Raw genomic sequence first — 19,304 nt, 5'->3', positions numbered from 1 at the left:
CGGGCGGGTCAATTTTCAAATTGACAGCGGAAATGTGGCGGCCGGGCTTTCGGAAAGCTGCCCGGCCGCCATTATGTTCAGTTTTTATTTTTGATTTTTCGGCTCAGTTCTCCAGCAGGGCATCCACCACTCGGGCCGAGGCCTGGCCGTCGTCCAGGTCGCAGTAGCGTTCGCGGAACGCGGCGTACCTGTCGGCGTGTTCGGCGGCGAGTGCGTCCACCCGGCCCAGGGCGTCGATGAGTTGGCCGGAGGTGGCGAGCAGCGGCCCCGGGGCCTCGGCCTCGAAGTCGAAGCTGAAGCCGCGCAGGTTGTCCCGGTAGTGGGCGAGGTCATGGGTGAAGAAGAGCATCGGGCGGCCGGTGTTGGCGAAGTCGAACATCGCCGAGGAGTAGTCGGTGACCAGCACGTCGGCGATCAGCAGCAGTTCGGCCATGTCGGGGTAGGTGCCGACGTCCCAGAGGTAGCCGTTGCCGGCGCCCGGGATCTGGCCGCACATCACCTCGTGGCCGCGGACCAGCAGCACCTGGTCCTCGCCGAGGGCGGCCTGCGCGGCGGCCAGGTCGAGCCGCAGGTCCAGCTGGTAGCCGCCCTGCGGGCGGCGCCGGTCCTCGCGGAAGGTCGGCGCGTACAGCACCACCTTCCTGCCCTCGGGCAGGCCGAGCCGCTCGCGCACCCGCTCGGCGGTCTTCTCCCGGTCCGAGGCGAACAGCAGGTCGTTGCGCGGGTAGCCGCTCTCCAGGATCTCGCCCTGGTAGCGGAAGGCCCGCCGCAGCACCGGCGCCGACCAGCGGTTGGCCGCGACCAGCAGACTCCACTGCGGTACCTCGTGCTCCAGGTGCCGCAGGTACTGGGCGTCGGTGAACCAGACCTTCTCGAAGTCGTGGCCGATCCGCTTCAGCGGGGTGCCGTGCCAGGTCTGCAGCACCACCTGGCCCGGGCGGCGCTCGAAGAACTCGGGCAGATGGTCGCCGGTCACCACGTACTTGGCGGTGGCCAGCGCCTCGAACCACTCGGTGGACTCCCACCGGATCGACTCCGCGGTCCGCGGCAGGTCGGCCTGCCGGTCGTCCGCGGTCCACAGGTGACGCAGCTTCTCGCCGCGGCGGACCAGTTCCTCGTGCACGGCGCGCGGCGAGCCGCCGTACCGCCCGGTCCTGGAGGCGAGGTAGAGCACCGTGTCGGTCAGCGGACGGCGCTGGAACTCGGCGAACTCATGGCGCAGTTGCCGCTGCCGGTAGCCGCTGCGCTCCTCCGGCAGCAGGTCGGCGTGCGCCTCCAGAGAGAGGATGTCGTGGCGGCGGCGCTCCAGGGCGATCCGCTTGCCCCTGGCCTCCACCTCCAGCGGCAGCGAGCCGTGGCAGGACGGCGCCAGCACCACCTGCGGCCAGGCGCCGTCGGCGGCGGCGCCGGCCGGCCGGAAGAAGACCTCCCAGGTGCCCCGGCGCAGCGGTACCTGTCCGGCGAAGGAGGCGGTGGGCACGGCGGGCAGCGCGGCCCGGAACCGGCCCTCGGCGATCTCCACCGGGTAACTGTGCTCCTCCTCCTGCCAGTTGTGCCGGATCACCAGCTCGTACCGGTGCGTGCCCGGCAGCGGGAAGCTGCCGCTGAGCAGGAAGCCGTCGTCGTCCCGGGCGGCCGTGACCTCCTCGACGACCGGCTGCAGCGCCTGGTCACAGAACTGGAGGTACCCGCTGGGGGAGGGCTTGGAGTAGAGCGCCCGCCGACCGCCGCGCGCGGTGCCGGAAGCCGCCCCGGCCGACCGGTGGTCGATCGGCACGTTCAGCTGGGCCGGCGCCCGGCGGTCGTCTATCACCAACGGCACGGTGGAGCCGTCGGCCATCCGCAGTTCGGTGTCCCAGCGGTCGCGCATCCGGTCGGCGGAGGACGGGTCGAGCGCGTCCCAGGCCTCGCGGACGGCGGTCAGCTCGGCGATCGGGAAGTTCGCGGTGAACGGTACGGTCCGCCCGGCGGGCGTGCCGAGCTTCAGCGGGAAGAGCAGCTCCCGGTCCGACTCGACGTGCTTGAGCCGCAGTTCGGCGCCGGCCAGGTCGGCACCGGAGCGCACCGAGCCGGCCAGGTGCACCTCGCCGCCGGCCGAGTCCACCTGCACCGCACGGGCCCGGACCTGCTCGACCCGCAGGTAGACGTGGTTGTCCTTGAGCCAGGGCACGATCCGGACGTCGTCCTCGACCCAGTGCACCGGCGGGTACTCTGCGGTGTCGCTCCAGCCGCCGGAGATCCGGCCCTTGTAGACGCCGCCCTTGCCGAAACCGGCGATCAGCACCCGCCAGGAGCCGTCCTTCCAACGGCCCCGGCTCTTGAGGCGCCCCGGGTCGATCACCGCGGTGAAGCCGGCCCAGTCGCAGCTGTAGAGGTCGTGCGGGGAGCTGGCGGTGGCCTCCGGGCTGTACATCGCCCTGGTCTGCACGGCCAGCACCCGGTGCCCCTTGGCCTCGCGCAGCACCAGCACCTTGACCATGTCGTGCTTGTGCTCGGCACCGAGGTGCTCGGGGAAGGCGTGCCCGGTGATCCGCAGCTTGCCGTCCTCCCAGGCGGAGTCGTACAGCCGGCTGCGCATCACCAGCGCGTTGTCCAGCCGCAGCACGTCGGTCGGCACGCTCTTGCGGCCGCCGCGCAGGAACGGGTAGTCGGCGTACGGGCGGAGCAGACCGCGCGCCGGGGCGGCTCCGTTGCTGTCCTTCTCGAAGCGCAACTGCTCGACGAGCTCGTCCATCCGCCCCTGCAGGGTCAGGTGGTACTTGAGCCGCAACGGTGCGCGCAGCTTGCGGACCTGCTCGGGGCCGATCGCGCGCAGCAGCCGGCTGACGCACTCCCGGTAGGCGTCGCGGTAGTCCTGGTCCCCCTCCAGCACCGAGGAGAAGAACATCGGGATCTCCTCGACCAGGTTGTTCTCGTCGTAGGAGCGCAGGTAGCGGCGGTACTTGGGGTCCTGCTGCTCCAGCAGCCAGGCGCGGACCAGCTCCATCGACTTCACCCGGTCGATCAGGCCCTTGGGGTTGGTCCGCATCTGCGTGATCGACATCTCGCCGACCTCGCGCTCGCGCCAGTGGTAGATCGGCTCGGAGAGCACGTCCACGCTGCGGGCGAGGTAGTGGTGCGGCACGCTGACCGGCGCGTCCTCGTACAGGATGCCCTCGGGGTAGAGCACACCGGCGGTGTCGAAGAACGAGCGGCGGTAGACCTTGTTCCACGCGGTGCGGTCGGTCACCAGCGAGGGGATCTCGGTGATGTGGGTCCGCAGCCTGGTCTCCTTGAACGGCTTGCGGTGCCCCCCCGACTGGTAGTACCCGATCGCGCGGAAGCGCAGCACGTTGCCGGTGGCGAAGTCCGAGCCGGTCTCGTTCAGGGTGCCGATCATCAGCTCGTACGCGCTGGGCGGCAGGGTGTCGTCGCTGTCCACGAAGGCCAGGAACTCGGTGCCCTCGGCGATGTGCCGGTAGCCGGTGTTGCGGGCCGCGCCCAGGCCCTTGTTCTCCTGCCGCACCAGCCGGAACCGCGCGTCCTTGGCGGCGTACGCCTCGGCGATGGCCGCGCTGCCGTCCTTGGAGCCGTCATCCACCATGACGCACTCGAAGTCGGGATACGTCTGTGCCGCGATCGAGTCCAGACACTCCTCCAGATAGCGCTCGACGTTGTAGATCGGGACGACGACGGAGAGGCGGGGGGCCATCGGCTGCGCGGGCCTTTCATCGGGGGCTTGGCGACCGGTCTCGGGCCGACCATGGGCGGTCCGGAGCCGGCACACGGGCGGATAGTACCGCCCGAAAGTGACCGAATAGCCGCGACCGGGCGCGGTCGCAGCTCAGGGGAGGCGGGCCACCAGTACGTACTCGTTGTATTTGAACACCCGCCCCACGGCCTCCGGTAGCGGGAAGGAGTAGCTGTGCAGCACGGCCAGCCCCGCGTTCTCGGCGTGCCCGCGCAGGCCACCGAAGTCGACGAAGCGGACGTGCGTCGGGTCCGAGCGGTACCCGGCCGGCTGCGGAGTGATCAGTACCACCCGCCCGCCCGGGCGGACACTCGGAAGGTAGCTCTTCAGCAGCTCCGCACCGGTGGCCTCGTCCAGGTGCTCCAGCACGTGCGCGACCAGCATGCTGTCGAAGGCGCCCGGCCGGGCGAGGCCCGCGTCGCTCTCGAACTCGGCCGCGGTGTAGGCCTCCAGACCCCGCGCCCGGGCGGTGGCCACCGAGGTCTCGTTGTGGTCCACGCCGACGCTGCCCGCCGCGCAGTGCTGCAGGTTCCGGCCGACCCCGCAGCCGACGTCCAGCACCCGCCCGAGCCGCAGCCGCCGCAGGTTCCAGCGGTAGGGGGCCTGGGTGGGCAGCAGTCGCTTGAACCCCGACCGCTCCAGGGTGACCAGCCGCTCGGTGTACGAGGCGCCGGCAGTCGCCTCCCCGGTGCCGCTGCGGCCGGGGGCGCAGGCGCCCGGTGCGGAGGAGGAGGGCTGCGGCGGTTCGTGGGTTTCGGACATGGCGGTGGCCTCTCCGGGGTGCCGGCCGGTCGGTTCCGGGTGCGGCAGGGTTGATAGGAGATCGAGTTGTGACGGAGAGTAGAGGGGTGGCGAAGTTGTCGCCCGTGTGATTCACCCGAAGGTACGACGCTGGTAACCGAGATTGCGCCAATTCGTTACGCGCTTGGTGGGAGAGTCGGTCGTGGCCGCCGGGGGTACGGATCATGCCCATAACCGGGCTGTTCCGTTTCCGGTCTCCCCAGGCCGAACCTGGCCTGCGTCGTCGGCGGCCCGGTGATCTCCGGCGGCCCTCGTGTCCCCGTGGGAAAGAGTCCAATGCCCCGTTTCAGCGTGATCGTCCCGGTCTACCAGGTCGAGGAGTACCTGACCGAATGTCTCGACTCGGTGCTCAGCCAGTCCTTCGCGGACTTCGAGCTGATCGCGGTCGACGACCACTCGCCCGACGGGAGCGGCGCCATCCTGGACGGGGCCGCCGAGTGCGATGAGCGCATCCGGGTACTGCACCTGGCGGAGAACGTCGGACTCGGCCGCGCCCGCAACGCCGGCCTGGAGGCCGCCGCCGGCGACTACGTGATCTTCCTCGACAGTGACGACACCCTCACGCCAGGCCTGCTCGAGGCCGTCGAGGAACGCCTGAAGGCCTGCGCGGACCCCGAGATCCTGGTCTACGACTACGCCCGGACCTACTGGGACGGCCGCGTGGTGCGCAGCAGCTCCGCCCCCGTCTTCGCCCGCCCGGGGCCCGAGGTCTTCACCCTCGACGACCGGCCCGACCTGCTGGAACTGCTGATGGTGGTCTGGAACAAGGCGTACCGCCGCAGTTACATCGACGAGCAGGGCCTGACCTTCCCGGCCGGCTACTACGAGGACACCCCCTGGACCTTCCCGGCCCTGCTCGCCGCCCGCTCGATCACCGTGCTCGACCAGGTCGGCGTCCACTACCGCCAGCGCGAGAGCGGGGGCAACATACTCGCCACCGCGTCCCGCAAGCACTTCGACGTCTTCGACCAGTACGACCGAGTCTTCGCCTTCCTCGACCGCCGGGAGGACCTCGCCCACTGGCGGCCCGTGGTCTACGGCCGGATGCTGCACCACCTCAACACCGTGGTCAGCAAGCCCGGCCGGATCCCCCCGGGCGACCGCCGCGAGTACTTCCGCCGGGCCGCCCGCCACTGCGCCCGCCTGCGGCCCGCCGACTACCACCCGACCCCGGGCACCGGCAGCGTCCGGACCGAGCTCCTCAGCCAGGGTCGCTACCTGGCCTACCAGACCATCCGCGCCCTGGCCCGCACCCGCCACGCCGCCACCCTCGCCGCCCGGCGCATCTTCTGACGCACGCCCGCCCCGGGACTGGGGGAGCCGTGCGGAGCACGGACCCGGCGGCCCGGCCGGACGTACGCGCATTCCCTCGCGCGCTCGCCCGCACCCCGCAGCGACGGTGACCGGCGCGGGGCGTCGCCCATGCGGGTGGTCGTCGCGGGCGGGGGACCGGAAGTGGCGGAGGGGAGCTGCGGACTGTGCCAACCTCGGTGCGCCGGGGCCCGCCCGCCGGCTGAGCGCCGCCGCTTCTGCCCCGGCCTCGACGACCGACGGAAGCGGATCACCATGCCCGACGCGGCGACCCAGGCCCCCGAGGACTCCAAGGGCGCGGTGCCCCGCCTCACCCGTCCCCTCAGGCCGGTGGCGCCCGGACTGGTCCCCGCGGCCGTACTGCTCCTCGCCCCGCCGGTGCTCCACCTGCTCCGCGTCGACCCGCTCACCCTCGCCCTGCTCTGGTGCGCCACCGCGGCCCGGTTCCGCTCCCGCCTCACGACGCTCGACCGGCTGGTCCTGTCCGCCGGCCTGCTGACCGGCTGGGGCTGCCTGCTCGGCGTCCTCGCCTCGCTCTGGCCGTGGGGCCTGCACCCGGTCGCCCTCGCCGAGGCCACCGCCCTGCCGCTGGCCGCCCTCGCGCTGACCCGCCCCGGGCCGCCGCCCCGACTCGCCCTCCCGCTCACCGACCGCCTGCTGCTGCTCGCCTTCGCCGCCGCCGGTTGGTGCTGCCTGCGCCCGCTGCTCGGCGAGGACGCCACCGGCCGCCTGGCCGTCCTGTTCCACGGCGAGGACCTGGCCCGGCACTTCGCGCTCTACGACGCCGTGCTCAGGTTCGGCGGCTACCTGGTCTTCCACCGCGAGCAGGCCGCCGTCGCCCTGCAGGACGGCTTCCAGAGCTACCCGCAGGGCAGCCACCTGGTGCTGGCCGCGCTCACCGGCTTCGTGCGCGGCGGCACCGGAGCACCGCCCGCGCTCACCTCCCTCGGCACCTTCACCCTGCTCACCGGGACGGTGCTGGCGGCCTGCGTGGCCGCCGTGCTCTGGGCGGCCTGCCGGGCAGCGGGGCCGGCGTTCGGCGGCTGGGCGGTACTGCTGCTGTGCGCGCTGACCGGCGGCTACCTGGTGCTGGACGAGGCGACCGGGCTGCTGCTCTCGGGTTTCGAGAGCGAGATCTTCGGCCTCACCCTGTTCGCGCTGCTCACCGCGCTGGTGCTGCGTCCGCTCGCCCGCCCCGGCGAACAGCTGCTGCTGCTGGGTGCGCTGACCGTCGGGATCTCCTTCTCGTACTACCTGCTGCTGGTCACCGCCGTCCCGCTGCTGCTGATCTGGGCGGTGGTGCACTGCCGCCGCCTGCGGCCGGTACGCCGGGCCGCCCTGGCCGCCGCTGCCGCCCTCACCGGCACGGCCGCCGCACTGCCCGTCCTGGCCAACTGGCGGCAAGCCAACTCGCCCGCCGTGCTGGCGATGCCGGGCGGCGCGCTGCCGGTGGTGCGGCACCTGCTGCTGCCGCTGCTCGCGGCGGCCGTCCTCGGGCTGCTCACCGCGGCGGCCCGGCGCAACGCCGTCCGGCGCGCCGCGCTCTGCGCCGTGACCACGGTGGCCGGGCTGGTCGTCGCCCTGCGCCAGTACCAGCTCGCCAGCACCGGGCACACCGAGTACTACTACGAGAAGCTGCTGCACCAGCTGGTCGTGGTCGGCCTGATCGCGCTCGGTGCCGCCGCTCTCCCGCTGTTCGGCCCGCCCGGGCGCGGCCGCACGGCGGCCGGCAACCCGGCGCGGGCCGTCCGGGCGGGGGCCGCCGCCCTCGTGGTGCTGGCCGCGCTGGTGCTCAACTCCCAGACCGACGACGGGACCAGCGGCTGGCAGACCAGCCGGTTCGCCGGCTATCTGCACGGGGACCGGGCGGCCCCGTTCAGCGCCTCCCTGGTCACCGCGGTCCACGTCACCCGCCCGGTGCCCGACCCCGGGATCGGCGTGCTGCTCACCGAGCCGAGGCAGGGCGAGGACCCGCGCTTCTACGAGGGCAACCTCTGGCTCGGGGTGCTCGCCCGCGACAACGGCCGCTCCTGGCGGGCCTGGATCTGGGGCCGCTGGCGCCGCACCCCGCAGGAGATCGTCCAATTCGCCGACCGCTCCCCGGCCCCGCTGCGGGTCTACCTCGACGACCCCGCCCTGGCGGCCGCCACCGCGCGGCTCGCCGGGCCGGGCCGTGCCGGCCGCCTGGAGGTCGTCCTGGTCCGCTACACCGGCGACGGCCGCCCGCTGATCGGTCCGATCGTCCGCTGAAACGTCGGTGAGCGACCCCGGGTGCCCCATTCGGGCTAATCGGATCACAAATCGATGCCCCATCCGGGTGACACCTCGTTACGCCGAAGGCAGTGCCGGAGCGCCGCGCGGCGCCCCCCGACGGTGCGACCGGGTACCCGCACTACGCGCCCCCTCCCCGACGGAAGCGAAGCAGCATGCCCGATGTGGCCACCGAGGCAACCGAAGAACCGCACCTCGCCCCACCCGGCCCGCGGCCGGCCACGCCCGGTGCACCGGCCCGCCGGCTGCCCGCCGCGGCGGAGGCGGCCACCGCCCTCGCCGTCGCCGTCGGCTTCATGCTCTGGTCCCGCAACATCCAGGTGAACCCGCTGATCAGGGTCGGCCAGGTCAGCGGTCTGGCGGTGCTGCAGTTCCGGGCGGCCGTGCTGGCCGTCCCGCTGTTGACCGCCGTCCTGTGGGCCGCCCACCGAGCCCGGGGCCACCGCTGGCAGCTGGTGCTGCGTCTCGGCTGCGCCGTCGTCGCGGGGCTCGGCACCGGCATCGTCGCGGGCGGCATCGCCGTCGCCCTGCGCGGCACCCCCTGGGGCCTCGGCGGCCAGGACGGCGACCCGGGCACCCTGCTGGGCTACGCCGCGTCCTTCCTGCGCGGCGAGGGGCTGCCCGACGTCTACCCGCCCGGTTTCATCGTGCTGCTCGCCGAATGGGCCCGGTACCTGCGCGGCGGCCACGTCGGCTACGCCCTCAAGGACCTCCAGCTGCTGCTCAGCGCCGTCCTCGGCCCGCTGTGCTACCTCGCCTGGCGCACCCTGCTCCGCCCCGCCTGGGCACTGGCCGTCGCGCTGCCCGCAGCCGTCCTCTTCCTCGACCCCATCCGGCCGTACAGCCACCTGGTGATGGTGGTGCTGCTGCCGCTGATCGGCCGCCTGCTCACCGAACTCGCCCACGCGCCGCGGATGTCCGTCCGCACCGCTGCGCTGCGCGGCGCGGCCCTCGGCGCCGTCCTCGGTCTGCTCTTCCTGTGCTACTCGGGCTGGTTCGTCTGGTCCGCCCCCGGTGTCCTGGTGGCCGTCCTGCTGCTCGTACCGTGGCGTCAGGGCTCCGCCGCCCTGGCCAGGGCGGCCGGCCTGCTCGGCGCCGCCGCGGCCACCGCCGCCGCGGTCGGCTCGCCGCTGCTGGTCAAGCTCGCCGAGCACGGCGCCGACACCGTGGACCGCTACGCCTACTTCGACGTCTACATCGACCCGGCGTACGTCCTCGGCTGGCGCTCCGACCGCTCCGGATGGCCCGCCGCCTGGGCGTGGCCGCCGCCCGGGGAACTCGCCGGACAGACCACCTTCGCGCTGCTCGTGCTGACCGGCACCGGCCTCGCCCTGGCCCTCGGCCTGCGCCGGCCCCCGGTGATCGCCGCCGTCGGCTGCCTGGTCGGTGCCTGGCTGCTGCGCTTCTGGTTCGCCGGGCACATGGAGCGCGACCAGGCCGTCATGCTCTACCCGCGCACCACCTGGCTGATCCTGTACGCGCTGATCGCCCTCACCGTGCTCTCGGCCATGCTGCTCGCCGGCGGGGCCCGCGGTGCCTGGCTGCGGCTGACCGCCGAGCGGCGGGTGAAGCTCCCGCGCTTCCTCGGCCGGCGCCTGGCGGCGGGCTCGCTCTGCTCGCTCGCCGTGTTCGGGGCGATGGCCGCGTCCTGGTCCGCCAACCGGTACATGCCGCAGGGCCCGCAGACCGACACCATGGGCATCGACGCCTACCGTGCGCACCTGCTGCAACGGGCCGACGGCAGCTGCCCGTCGTACGCTCCCGGCCACACCTGCGCCGCACCGCACCCGGACTGGCGGCCGCAGGACAGCAGGAACACCCGGCTCTGGTGCGGCAACGTCGAGGCCAAGGACTGGCCGACCTACTGCGGAGGCACCGCGCCGTTCACCGACCGGCCCGGCTGAGGCCCGCAACGGCCCGTCCGCGGAGCGCCGTTGCCACCCCGTCGGCCGGCCGGGATATACAGGGCTCTGCTCCGCGTATCCACCCCTACCGTCCGCTGTCCCTGTCGACTGCCCTGCCAGGCGGGAGTGCGCCGATGGACTTTCTGACCCGACTGCCGTTGATCGGCCCGGTGGTGGCCCGAGTGCTGCGCAGCCGCCCCTACCGCGTGTACGAGCACTTCACCGCCCTCAAGAGCAACCGTCTCGCCGGGGCCGTCACCTTCTTCGGCTTCCTCGCGCTCTTCCCGCTGCTCACGGTGGCTATGGCGGTCGCCGTCGGGACGCTCTCGCACGCGCGCGTGCAGCAGCTGCAGGGCGACATCGCCAAGCAGCTGCCCGGGATCTCCAACTCGCTCGACCTGAACGAGGTGGCCGCCAACGCCGGGACCATCGGCGTGGTCAGCGCCGCGGTGCTGCTGCTCTCCGGCCTCGGCTGGGTGAACACCATGCGCGGATCGATCCGTGACATCTGGCAACTCCCCGAGGAGGGCGGCAACTTCATCCTGCGAAAGGTCTGGGACTGCGTGGTCCTGGTGGGCCTCGGTTTGGTCTGTGCCGTCTCGATGGTCGCCTCCGCCGTCGGCAGCACGCTGGCCCAGCGCCTCGCCGGGTGGCTCGGCCTGTCCCAGAGCGGCCCCGGCCGCTATCTGCTGGCCGTCGTCGGTTTCCTGATCGCGGTCGCCGCCGACCTGGTGCTGTTCGCCTACCTGCTGAGCCCGTTCCCCAGGATCGGCGGGCAGCGCCGGCGAGCCGTACTGTCCGGCGCGCTGATCGGCGCGGTGGGTTTCGAGGTACTGAAGGTTGCGCTCGCCTCGTACCTCAGTAAGGTGGCGGGCCGGAGCGTCTACGGGGCTTTCGCCGTTCCGATCGCCCTGCTGCTCTGGATCAACTTCGTTTCCCGGCTACTGATGTACTGCGTCTCCTGGACCGCCCTGGACGACCCCGAAGCCGCTCGTGAACGCGCCGCCGAACAGGCCAGAACCGCCTTGGCCGCCACCCGGGACTGACCCTCCCCCCGCCTACCCTCCCTGGAGGCACTCATTGACCAGCGCTGACACCGCCCCCGTTTCCGCCCCCGCGCCCCGTACTCCGGACGACGTGCCGGGGTGGTTCTGGAAGGCCGACCAGGAGGTGTTCGGCTGGATGCTGGAGCGTCAGACCGCTGCCGGCACCGGGGGCGACATCCTGGAGCTCGGCACCTACCTCGGCCGCAGCGCGATCCTGCTCGGCGAACACCTCCAGCCCGGCGAGAGCCTCACCGTCTGCGACCTCTTCGACTCCGACGCGCCCGACGACGACAACTCCGCCGAAATGGCCATGTCGTACCGGGATTCGCTGACCCGCCGCGCCTTCGAGGCCAACTACCTGGCCTTCCACCCGAAACTGCCGACCGTGGTCCAGGCCCCGACCTCGGCCCTCGCCGACGGGCGCATCCCCGCCGGGAGCTGCCGCTTCGTCCACGTGGACGCCTCGCACCTGTACGAGCACGTCGCCGGCGACATCCAGGTGGCCCGAGCGGCCCTCGGCCCGGACGGCCTGATCGCCCTGGACGACTACCGCTCCGAGCACACCCCCGGGGTGGCGGCCGCGGTCTGGGAGGCCGTCTTCGATCACGGGCTGCAGCCGGTCTGCCTGACGCCCGAGAAGTTCTACGGCACCTGGGGCGACGCCGAAGCCCTCAAGCGGGAGCTGTGCGTCCGCGACTGGCGCGGCGAGGGCTTCCGCATGGACGAGGAGACCATCGCCGGCCGGACCCTCCACCGCCTCGCCTGGGAGGATCCCGCCAAGCCCGCCCCCGGGCCGGTCGGCCGCTCCACTCCCCGCCGCCTCGCCCTCGACGTCCTCCCGCCGATCGCCACCCGGGCTCTGCGCCGGGCCCGGCACCGCCTCCAGGGCTAAGCCGGTCTGCCCCGGCAGCCCCGTGCCCCGGACCGTTCGCCCGGTCAGTCGTGCGACCCCGGGGTCGCACCCACCGGCTGTTCCGAGCCGTCGGACCCGGGCCCCGCCACGGCCCGCAGAGCCCTGGCCCGGGCCCGACGGCGCCGCACCAGCAGCCCGCACAGCGCAGCCGCCCCGGCCGCCCCGCACAGCCCGGCGGCGATCCAGCCGCCGGCGTCCACCTCGTCCCGTGCGGCCTGGACGGTCCGGGTCCTCCCCGCCGCGCCGTGCGCCCCCCGGCTGCCCGGGCTCTCCGCCTTCCCGGCGGGCTCGTCCACCAGCTGCCCCACCGGAGCGACCTTGCCCTCGGCCGCGAAACCCCAGTCGAGCAGCGCCGCCGTCTCCTCGTACACCTTCATGTACGTCTCGGGGTGCATCACCGCGACCAGCAGGGTCCGGCCGTCGCGCTCGGCGGCGCCGACGAAGGTGGAGCCGGCGTTGGTGGTGTAGCCGTTCTTGACGCCGATCAGGCCGGGGTAGTGGCCGAGCAGCCGGTCGGTGTTGGCGATGCCGTAGCTGGCGCGCTGGCCGGTGGTCTTGTCGTAGGCGCCGGGGAAGGTGGCCTGCTTTGTCGAACAGTACGAGCGGAAGTCCGTGTTGCGCAGTCCGACCCTGGCGAACAGCGTCAGGTCGTACGCCGAGGAGAGCTGGCCCTCCGCGTCGTAGCCGTCGGGGGAGACCACATGGGTGTCATGGGCGCCCATCGCGTCCGCCCTGGCCTGCATCTGGGCGACGGTCTTGTCGATCCCGCCGTTCATGTGGGCGAGCACGTGCACCGCGTCATTGCCCGAGCTCAGGAAGACGCCGCGCCACAGGTCCTCGACCCGGTAGTCGAGGTCCTCCTTCACCCCGACCAGGCTGCTGCCCGCGCCGAGGCTGGCCAGCTCCCCGTGGGCGACCTTGTGCACCTGATCGCGAGGGAACCTGGGCAGCACGGTGTCCGCGAACAGCATCTTCAGCGTGCTGGCCGGGGGCAGTCGCACATGGGCGTTCTGGGCCGCCAGCACCTCGCCGCTCACGGCGTCCGCCACCAGCCAGGCACGGCCGGTCAGACCCCCCGGAAGGGCCGGCGCCCCGGCCTTGGGGGAGACCTGGACGCCGGCCAGGGCGAGCCGGGCGCCGCCGATCTTCGACAGGCCCGGTGGCGGTTGCTCCTCGAGGGGGGCCGCCGCGGCGGCGCAGAGTGAGACGGCGGCGGCGACCGCCGCGCAGCGGTACGCAAGGTGACAGGCTGATCGCACGAAGTGAACGTACCCAGACCGCTGCCGATTCGGTCGCCGCGCCGTATCCGTCCCTCCGAAGAGTGCCGGTCGCTGGGCCGTCCGGCAGACTCCTCATACTGGAACGAGACCGCCCCTCCCGCCCAAGGACACCCCATGAAGCTCAGCCGCCGCGCCTCCTGGTTCCTCGCCGCCTTCGGCGTCTGGTCCCTGATCATCTGGACCACCTTCGTGAAGAACCTCTGGAAGGACTCCGGCGGCCAGGCCTTCGTGGGCGGCGACCACTCCCAGCCCACCGCCTTCTTCTGGATCCACCTCCTGCTCGCCGTCACCTCCCTGCTCCTCGGCCTCGTGATCGGCGGCATCGGCGTCCGCGGCCTGCGCGCGCCCCGCGAGGACTGACCCTTCCAAACCGATTGCCCCCACCGCCCCGGCGCTGCCAGGATCTGCGCCGGGCGCTTATCCGGCGCACGCATATCGGCAGCCTCGCCCTGTGGGCCCGCGAGCGGGCCACCGGCACGCTGCGGACGTACCCGGTCGGCAAACTGGCCGACGGCACGTACGACTTCTCGGCGCTGGCCGATCCGGCCTCGGGCACGGTGGCCGGCACCTTCCCGGTCGACGAGTACCCGACGCTGGCCAGCGTGGGCGACATCGACGGCGACGGCGTGCCGGACCTGTACGCGGTGACCGCCGAGCGGCACCTGCTGACCTTCCACGGTTTCACCGCGCCGAAGGACCTGGGCGTCCTGTCCTGACGAGAACGCCCGAGGGCCCGTCCGGTTCGACCGGACGGGCCCTCGGGGCTCGGCGACTAGAAGCGGCGGGTCACCAGGGCCCGCTTCACTTCCTGGATCGCCTTGGTGACCTCGATGCCACGGGGGCAGGCCTCGGAGCAGTTGAAGGTGGTGCGGCAACGCCACACGCCCTCACGGTCGTTGAGGATCTCCAGGCGCTGCTCGGCGCCCTCGTCACGCGAGTCGAAGATGAAGCGGTGCGCGTTGACGATGGCGGCCGGGCCGAAGTACTGGCCGTCGTTCCAGAAGACCGGGCAGGACGACGTGCACGCGGCGCACAGGATGCACTTGGTGGTGTCGTCGAACCGCTCGCGGTCCTCCTGGGACTGCAGGCGCTCGCGGGTCGGGTCGTTCCCCTTGGTGATGAGGAACGGCATGACGTCCTTGTACGCCTGGAAGAACGGGTCCATGTCGACGATCAGGTCCTTGAGGACCGCGAGACCCTTTATGGCCTCGACCGTGATCGGCTTCTCCGGGTTGACGTCCTTGATCAGGGTCTTGCACGCCAGCCGGTTGCGGCCGTTGATCCGCATGGCGTCGGAGCCGCAGATGCCGTGCGCGCAGGAACGGCGGTAGGTGAGGGTGCCGTCCTGCTCCCACTTGACCTTGTTGAGGGCGTCCAGGACGCGCTCCTTGGGGTCCATCTCCAGCTTGTAGTCGACCCACACCGGGTCCGGGTGCTCCTCCGGGTTGAACCGGCGGATCCGGAGGGTGACGGTGATCAGCTGGGTGGCACCCGACTCGGCCGCGTCCAGAGCGGCCGAGTGCTTCTCCACGGTCGGAGTGCTCATCAGTACTTACGCTCCATCGGCTGGTAGCGGGTCTGCACGACCGGCTTGTAGTCGAGGCGGATCGAGGTGCTGCCGTCCGCGGCAACCTCCTGGTACGCCATGGTGTGCTGCATGAACTTCTCGTCGTCGCGCTTGGGGAAGTCCTCGCGGTAGTGACCGCCGCGGGACTCCTCGCGGGCCAGCGCGGAGACGACCAGCACCTCGGCCAGGTCGAGCAGGTTGCCCAGCTCCACGGCCTCCAGGAGGTCCGTGTTGTAGCGCATGCCCTTGTCCTGGATGGCGACGTTCTTGTACCGCTCGCGCAGGTTGCGAACGTCCTTGACCGCCTGCTTCAGGGTGTCACCGGTGCGGTACACGGACGCGTTGGCGTCCATGCTCTCCTGCAGCTCCTTGCGGAGCTGGGCCACCGACTCGGTGCCGGTGGACTCGCGCAGGCCGTCGACCATGTCCTGGACGAGCTTGCCCGGGTCGGCCGGCAGCTCGACGAAGTCGTGCTTCTCGGCGTAGCCGGCGGCGGCGATGCCCGCGCGGCGGCCGAACACGTTGATGTCCAGCAGCGAGTTGGTGCCCAGGCGGTTGGCGCCGTGCACCGAGACGCAGGCGACCTCGCCGGCCGCGTACAGGCCCGGGACGATGTCGGTGTTGTTCTTCAGCACCTCACCCTCGACGTTGGTCGGGATGCCGCCCATGCCGTAGTGCGCGGTGGGCTGGATCGGGATCGGGTCCGTGTAGGGCTCGATGCCGAGGTAGGTGCGGGCGAACTCGGTGATGTCCGGGAGCTTGGCGTCCAGCTGCTCCGGCGGCAGGTGGGTCAGGTCCAGGTAGACGTGGTCGCCGTCCGGACCGCAGCCGCGACCCTCGCGGATCTCGCTGTAGATGGCGCGCGAGCAGACGTCACGGGACGCGAGGTCCTTCATGACGGGGGCGTAGCGCTCCATGAAGCGCTCGCCGTCCTTGTTGCGCAGGATGCCGCCCTCGCCGCGGGCACCCTCGGTGAGCAGGATGCCCATGCGCCAGATGCCCGTCGGGTGGAACTGGAAGAACTCCATGTCCTCCAGCGGCAGGCCCCGGCGGTACGCCACGGCCTGGCCGTCACCGGTCAGCGTGTGGGCGTTCGAGGTGACCTTGAACATCTTGCCGGTGCCGCCGGAGGCGAACACGACCGCCTTGGCCTGGAAGACGTGGATCTCGCCGGTGGCCAGCTCGTAGGCGACGACGCCGGCGGTCTTGCCCTCGTTGATGAGCAGGTCGAGGACGTAGAACTCGTTGAAGAACTCGACACCGTGCTTGACGCAGTTCTGGAACAGCGTCTGGAGGATCATGTGACCGGTGCGGTCGGCCGCGTAGCAGGAGCGGCGGACGGGCGCCTCACCGTGGTTGCGGGAGTGACCGCCGAAGCGGCGCTGGTCGATCCGGCCCTGGTCGGTGCGGGAGAAGGGCAGGCCCATCTTCTCGAGGTCGAGGACCGCGTCGATGGCCTCCTTGCACATGATCTCGGCGGCGTCCTGGTCGACCAGGTAGTCACCACCCTTGACCGTGTCGAAGGTGTGCCACTCCCAGTTGTCCTCCTCGACGTTGGCGAGGGCGGCGCACATGCCGCCCTGGGCCGCGCCGGTGTGGGACCGGGTGGGGTAGAGCTTGGTCAGCACGGCGGTGCGGCTGCGCTGCGTCGACTCGATGGCCGCGCGCATGCCGGCGCCGCCCGCGCCGACGATGACGGTGTCGTACTGGTGAATCTGCATGGGGGTTAGTCGCCTCGCTGTGGGCTCGCTACCGACTTAGATGTTGGGGTCGAAGGTGAAGATCACCAGGGTGCCGAGCAGGACCGTGAAGACGGTCGCGGCACCCAGGAGGAGCTTCAGCCACAGGCGAGTGGAGTCCTTCTCCGCGTAGTCGTTGATGACCGTGCGCATGCCGTTGGCGCCGTGCAGCATGGCCAGCCACAGCATCAGCAGGTCCCAGCCCTGCCAGAACGGCGAGGCCCACTTGCCGGCCACGAAGGCGAAGCTGATCTTGGAGACACCGCCGTCGAGGACGATGTTGATCAGCAGGTGGCCCAGGATCAGGACGACCAGGACGACACCCGACAGGCGCATGAACAGCCAGGCGAGCATCTCGAAGTTGGTGCGCGTACGGCGCGGGGTCTTCTTCGTGCGGGTCCGGGCCGGCTCGATCACGAAGGCGTCGGCCGGGTTGCCGGTCCCCAGGCCCTGGCCGGTGTGGGCCTGGGCGGACGGGACGACCAGCGTGTCGGTGGTCTCAGTAGCCATCTGGGATCAGCCCCCGAACCAGGTGCGAAGGGTGTGCTGCAGGATCGGGTAGAAGGCGCCGGCCATCAGGACGACCCAGACGCCGACGACGGTCCAGAGCATCTGCTTCTGGTACTTCGGGCCCTTGGCCCAGAAGTCCACGGCAACGACGCGCAGGCCGTTCAGGGCGTGGAACAGGATGGCGGCGGTGAGGCCGTACTCCATCAGGTTCACGAGCGGCGTCTTGTACGTCGCGATGACGGAGTCGTACGCCTGCGGCGACACCCGCACCAGTGCGGTGTCGAGGACATGTGCGAACAGGAAGAAGAAGATGAGGACGCCGGTGACTCGGTGAGCCACCCAGCTCCACATGCCTTCCCGGCCGCGGTACAGCGTTCCAGCCGGCACGGAAAACCCTCCGGAAGCGGATTCGGGGGCTCGGCCGGCTTCGGTGTCGGTCAGCCCGGCCGGGTACGGTCCACCGGCCGCCAGCATCCTATCGACGCCGTGTCGTCGGACGCCTCCGGGGGTGTCAGGTGTGATCAATCAGGCACGTACGGGCTAGCAGAACCGGGAACTGTCACTCTGGGTGATGGTGCAACTGCGCTACGGTGCGATCCACCGTCCGCTTCCCGCTGTCGAGGACCGCCGTGCCCCACCGTCCCCTGAGTGTCCTGAGCTGTGCGCTGCTCGCGCTGGCGGCCGGCTGCGCCACCGTAGCCCCGTCGTCCGACCGAGTACCCCGGCTGCTCACCGCCGACCAGCTGAGGGCCGCTGCCGTCACCGACGGCGACCTCGGTCACGGATACAGCGTCACCCTGATGGCCCCGGGCCGGCAGACCGCCCAGGGCGCCGACCGCCAGACCTCCGACGTGGCGGCCTGTCAGCCGGTGCTCGACGCGATGGCGCCGGGCAAGGCGGCCTCCGGCCCGATCGCCGAGACCGATCTCGGCGTCGCGCTCGCCGCCGACCCCGCGGGCAGTGTCTACGCCGGCCTGCTGGCCTTCGAGCCCGGCCGGGCCGCCGACATCCAGGGCGAGCTGGACCGGGTACTGGCGCAGTGCGGCAGCTTCACCTCGACCGCCCGGAGCGCCGGACCGGCGGGCGGCAAGGGAACCGTGGTCCGTACCAGGCACCGGCTGTCCAGGATCGACACGCCCACGCCGGAGGGAGCGGACGGCGCCAGCGCGTTCACCCTCACGAATGAATCCGACGCCACCTCGCTCGTCCAGCGCGCCCTGCTGGCGCGGGCCGGCACGGTACTGGCGGTGTTCACCACCGTCGGGGCGGGCGGGAACCCGGCCCCCGCGCCGGACCAGGGGCTGGTCCAGGCGCAGGTGGCCAAGCTGCGGGAGGCGCAGCAGCAGTAACAGCGGGGTGACGCGCTGGGCCAGGCCCTAGCGGGCCGGGCTGGCCTGGTGGGTGGCGACCAGGTGTTCCAGTCTGGTCAGGGCGATCCGGCGGAGCTCCTCGGCGGCGATCAGGCGCTCCTCGTCCGGGTCGTTCGCCAGCCGGGTGCGGATCGAGCTCAGCACGGTGTCGAGCATCTCCTCGGGGTCGATGCCGTCCAGGCACACCACGAAGACATGGCCGAACCGCGCCTCGTACGCGGCGTGTGCGGCCCGCAGGGCGGTGTGGGCCGCCTGGCTGCCGGGCGCGCGCATGCCTAGCTGCGGCTGCGGCATCCAGCTCTCGTCCGCCAGCGCCTCGGCCAGATCGGCCGGCCGCAGGTCGTACGAGGCCTCGCTCGCGGCGGCGAGCAGGGACTCTATGTCGGGGTAGGGGCGGTGGGCCGCGAGTCGCAGGGCCCACCGGTGGCTGCCGCAGCAGGCCAGCAGGGCCTCCTCCGCCGCGCCGGGGTCGGCCTCGTTGAAGCGGTGGAGCCCGAGCAGGGACGGCGTCGATCGGGGGTCCCCCCGGACGAAGTCTGGGGGCGGGTCCTCCCGGACGGTGTCCGGGGGCGGGTCCTCCCGGACGGTGTCCGGGGGCGGGTCCTCCCGGACGGTGTCCGGGGGAGGATCGGGTCGCTGCGGCGGGATGTCGCTGGCCAGCGGGTCCTCCTCGTGAGGGGAGCAGGCAGGGGCGGGTGCGCGCACGGACATACGTGCTGTGCGATGGCGCGACCGACCTGTGGGAGCGGGCCGGGCCGGGCGTCAGGAGGTCCGACCCGGCAGCGGGACAACGGTAGTTGAGTGCTCATCAGTTGTGGAGGCGGCGCGCAGAATTCATTCGATCGAGCTATCAAGTTGTGAC

At 71.9% G+C, this 19,304-nt stretch carries 16 protein-coding genes; 8 read left to right on the top strand and 8 right to left on the bottom strand.

What is annotated here, in order from left to right:
* Positions 1 to 103: 103 nt before the first annotated feature.
* Together ABD369_RS21500 and ABD369_RS21495 are read right to left on the bottom strand one after the other, a co-directional pair.
* Entirely contained in the window at positions 104 to 3,691 is a 3,588-nt protein-coding gene (locus ABD369_RS21500; RefSeq protein ID WP_344638104.1) for a bifunctional glycosyltransferase/CDP-glycerol:glycerophosphate glycerophosphotransferase, read from the bottom strand.
* Positions 3,692 to 3,823: 132 nt separating this feature from the next.
* Entirely contained in the window at positions 3,824 to 4,492 is a 669-nt protein-coding gene (locus tag ABD369_RS21495; protein WP_344638103.1) for a class I SAM-dependent methyltransferase, read from the bottom strand.
* Positions 4,493 to 4,807: 315 nt separating this feature from the next.
* Between ABD369_RS21495 and ABD369_RS21490 the strand changes: the two genes are divergently transcribed.
* From ABD369_RS21490 to ABD369_RS21470, 5 genes are all read left to right on the top strand, one after another.
* The gene (locus ABD369_RS21490) at positions 4,808 to 5,824 is read left to right on the top strand and encodes a glycosyltransferase family 2 protein (RefSeq protein ID WP_425557709.1); all 1,017 of its coding nucleotides are present in this window, start codon (positions 4,808 to 4,810) and stop codon (positions 5,822 to 5,824) included.
* A 273-nt stretch (positions 5,825 to 6,097) separates the two neighbouring features.
* Positions 6,098 to 8,092 (top strand): hypothetical protein, encoded by a 1,995-nt coding sequence (locus ABD369_RS21485; RefSeq protein ID WP_344638102.1) that lies wholly within the window; start codon positions 6,098 to 6,100, stop codon positions 8,090 to 8,092.
* A 185-nt stretch (positions 8,093 to 8,277) separates the two neighbouring features.
* Positions 8,278 to 10,017 carry a hypothetical protein gene (locus ABD369_RS21480; RefSeq protein WP_344638101.1) on the top strand — a complete coding sequence of 580 codons (1,740 nt, stop codon included), beginning with the start codon at positions 8,278 to 8,280 and terminating at the stop codon, positions 10,015 to 10,017.
* Between the two features lie 134 nt (positions 10,018 to 10,151).
* Entirely contained in the window at positions 10,152 to 11,063 is a 912-nt protein-coding gene (locus tag ABD369_RS21475) for a YihY/virulence factor BrkB family protein (protein WP_344638100.1), read from the top strand.
* 34 nt (positions 11,064 to 11,097) lie between these two features.
* A complete protein-coding gene (locus ABD369_RS21470) occupies positions 11,098 to 11,955 on the top strand; it encodes a class I SAM-dependent methyltransferase (RefSeq protein WP_344638099.1) in 858 nt (285 codons plus the stop codon).
* A 44-nt stretch (positions 11,956 to 11,999) separates the two neighbouring features.
* On the opposite strand, the gene ABD369_RS21465 is transcribed toward ABD369_RS21470, so the two are convergent.
* The gene (locus ABD369_RS21465) at positions 12,000 to 13,235 is read right to left on the bottom strand and encodes a D-alanyl-D-alanine carboxypeptidase family protein (RefSeq protein ID WP_344638098.1); all 1,236 of its coding nucleotides are present in this window, start codon (positions 13,233 to 13,235) and stop codon (positions 12,000 to 12,002) included.
* A gap of 135 nt (positions 13,236 to 13,370) precedes the next feature.
* Between ABD369_RS21465 and ABD369_RS21460 the strand changes: the two genes are divergently transcribed.
* A complete protein-coding gene (locus ABD369_RS21460) occupies positions 13,371 to 13,616 on the top strand; it encodes an SCO4848 family membrane protein (protein WP_344638097.1) in 246 nt (81 codons plus the stop codon).
* A 14-nt stretch (positions 13,617 to 13,630) separates the two neighbouring features.
* Positions 13,631 to 13,972, top strand: a complete 342-nt coding sequence (locus ABD369_RS21455; RefSeq protein ID WP_344638096.1) for a hypothetical protein — start codon at positions 13,631 to 13,633, stop codon at positions 13,970 to 13,972.
* Between the two features lie 56 nt (positions 13,973 to 14,028).
* Here the strand turns inward: ABD369_RS21455 and ABD369_RS21450 are convergent, their stop codons facing one another.
* Genes ABD369_RS21450 through sdhC form a run of 4 tightly spaced genes read right to left on the bottom strand, consistent with a single transcriptional unit; the run spans position 14,029 to position 17,459 of the window.
* Complete coding sequence (locus ABD369_RS21450; protein ID WP_344638095.1) at positions 14,029 to 14,802, bottom strand: succinate dehydrogenase iron-sulfur subunit; 774 nt, start codon at positions 14,800 to 14,802, stop codon at positions 14,029 to 14,031.
* Entirely contained in the window at positions 14,802 to 16,544 is a 1,743-nt protein-coding gene (sdhA, locus tag ABD369_RS21445; RefSeq protein ID WP_344638094.1) for a succinate dehydrogenase flavoprotein subunit, read from the bottom strand. The genes ABD369_RS21450 and sdhA overlap by 1 nt, the downstream gene beginning before the upstream one ends.
* Before the next feature lie 36 nt (positions 16,545 to 16,580).
* Positions 16,581 to 17,072: a succinate dehydrogenase hydrophobic membrane anchor subunit gene (locus tag ABD369_RS21440; protein WP_344638093.1), complete on the bottom strand. Its 492-nt coding sequence runs from the start codon at positions 17,070 to 17,072 to the stop codon at positions 16,581 to 16,583.
* A 6-nt stretch (positions 17,073 to 17,078) separates the two neighbouring features.
* Positions 17,079 to 17,459 (bottom strand): succinate dehydrogenase, cytochrome b556 subunit, encoded by a 381-nt coding sequence (gene sdhC, locus ABD369_RS21435; protein WP_344638092.1) that lies wholly within the window; start codon positions 17,457 to 17,459, stop codon positions 17,079 to 17,081.
* Between the two features lie 242 nt (positions 17,460 to 17,701).
* Between sdhC and ABD369_RS21430 the strand changes: the two genes are divergently transcribed.
* On the top strand, positions 17,702 to 18,421 hold the full coding sequence (locus ABD369_RS21430; RefSeq protein ID WP_344638091.1) for a hypothetical protein: 720 nt from the start codon (positions 17,702 to 17,704) through the stop codon (positions 18,419 to 18,421).
* Positions 18,422 to 18,448: 27 nt separating this feature from the next.
* On the opposite strand, the gene ABD369_RS21425 is transcribed toward ABD369_RS21430, so the two are convergent.
* Complete coding sequence (locus ABD369_RS21425) at positions 18,449 to 18,943, bottom strand: 2-oxo-4-hydroxy-4-carboxy-5-ureidoimidazoline decarboxylase (protein WP_344638133.1); 495 nt, start codon at positions 18,941 to 18,943, stop codon at positions 18,449 to 18,451.
* Positions 18,944 to 19,304 lie beyond the last annotated feature (361 nt).

Source organism: Kitasatospora cystarginea, from assembly GCF_039533515.1.
Taxonomy (GTDB): domain Bacteria; phylum Actinomycetota; class Actinomycetes; order Streptomycetales; family Streptomycetaceae; genus Kitasatospora; species Kitasatospora cystarginea.
Note: the sequence above shows the minus strand (reverse complement) of the source record. Positions and strands in the feature narration are given on the sequence as shown.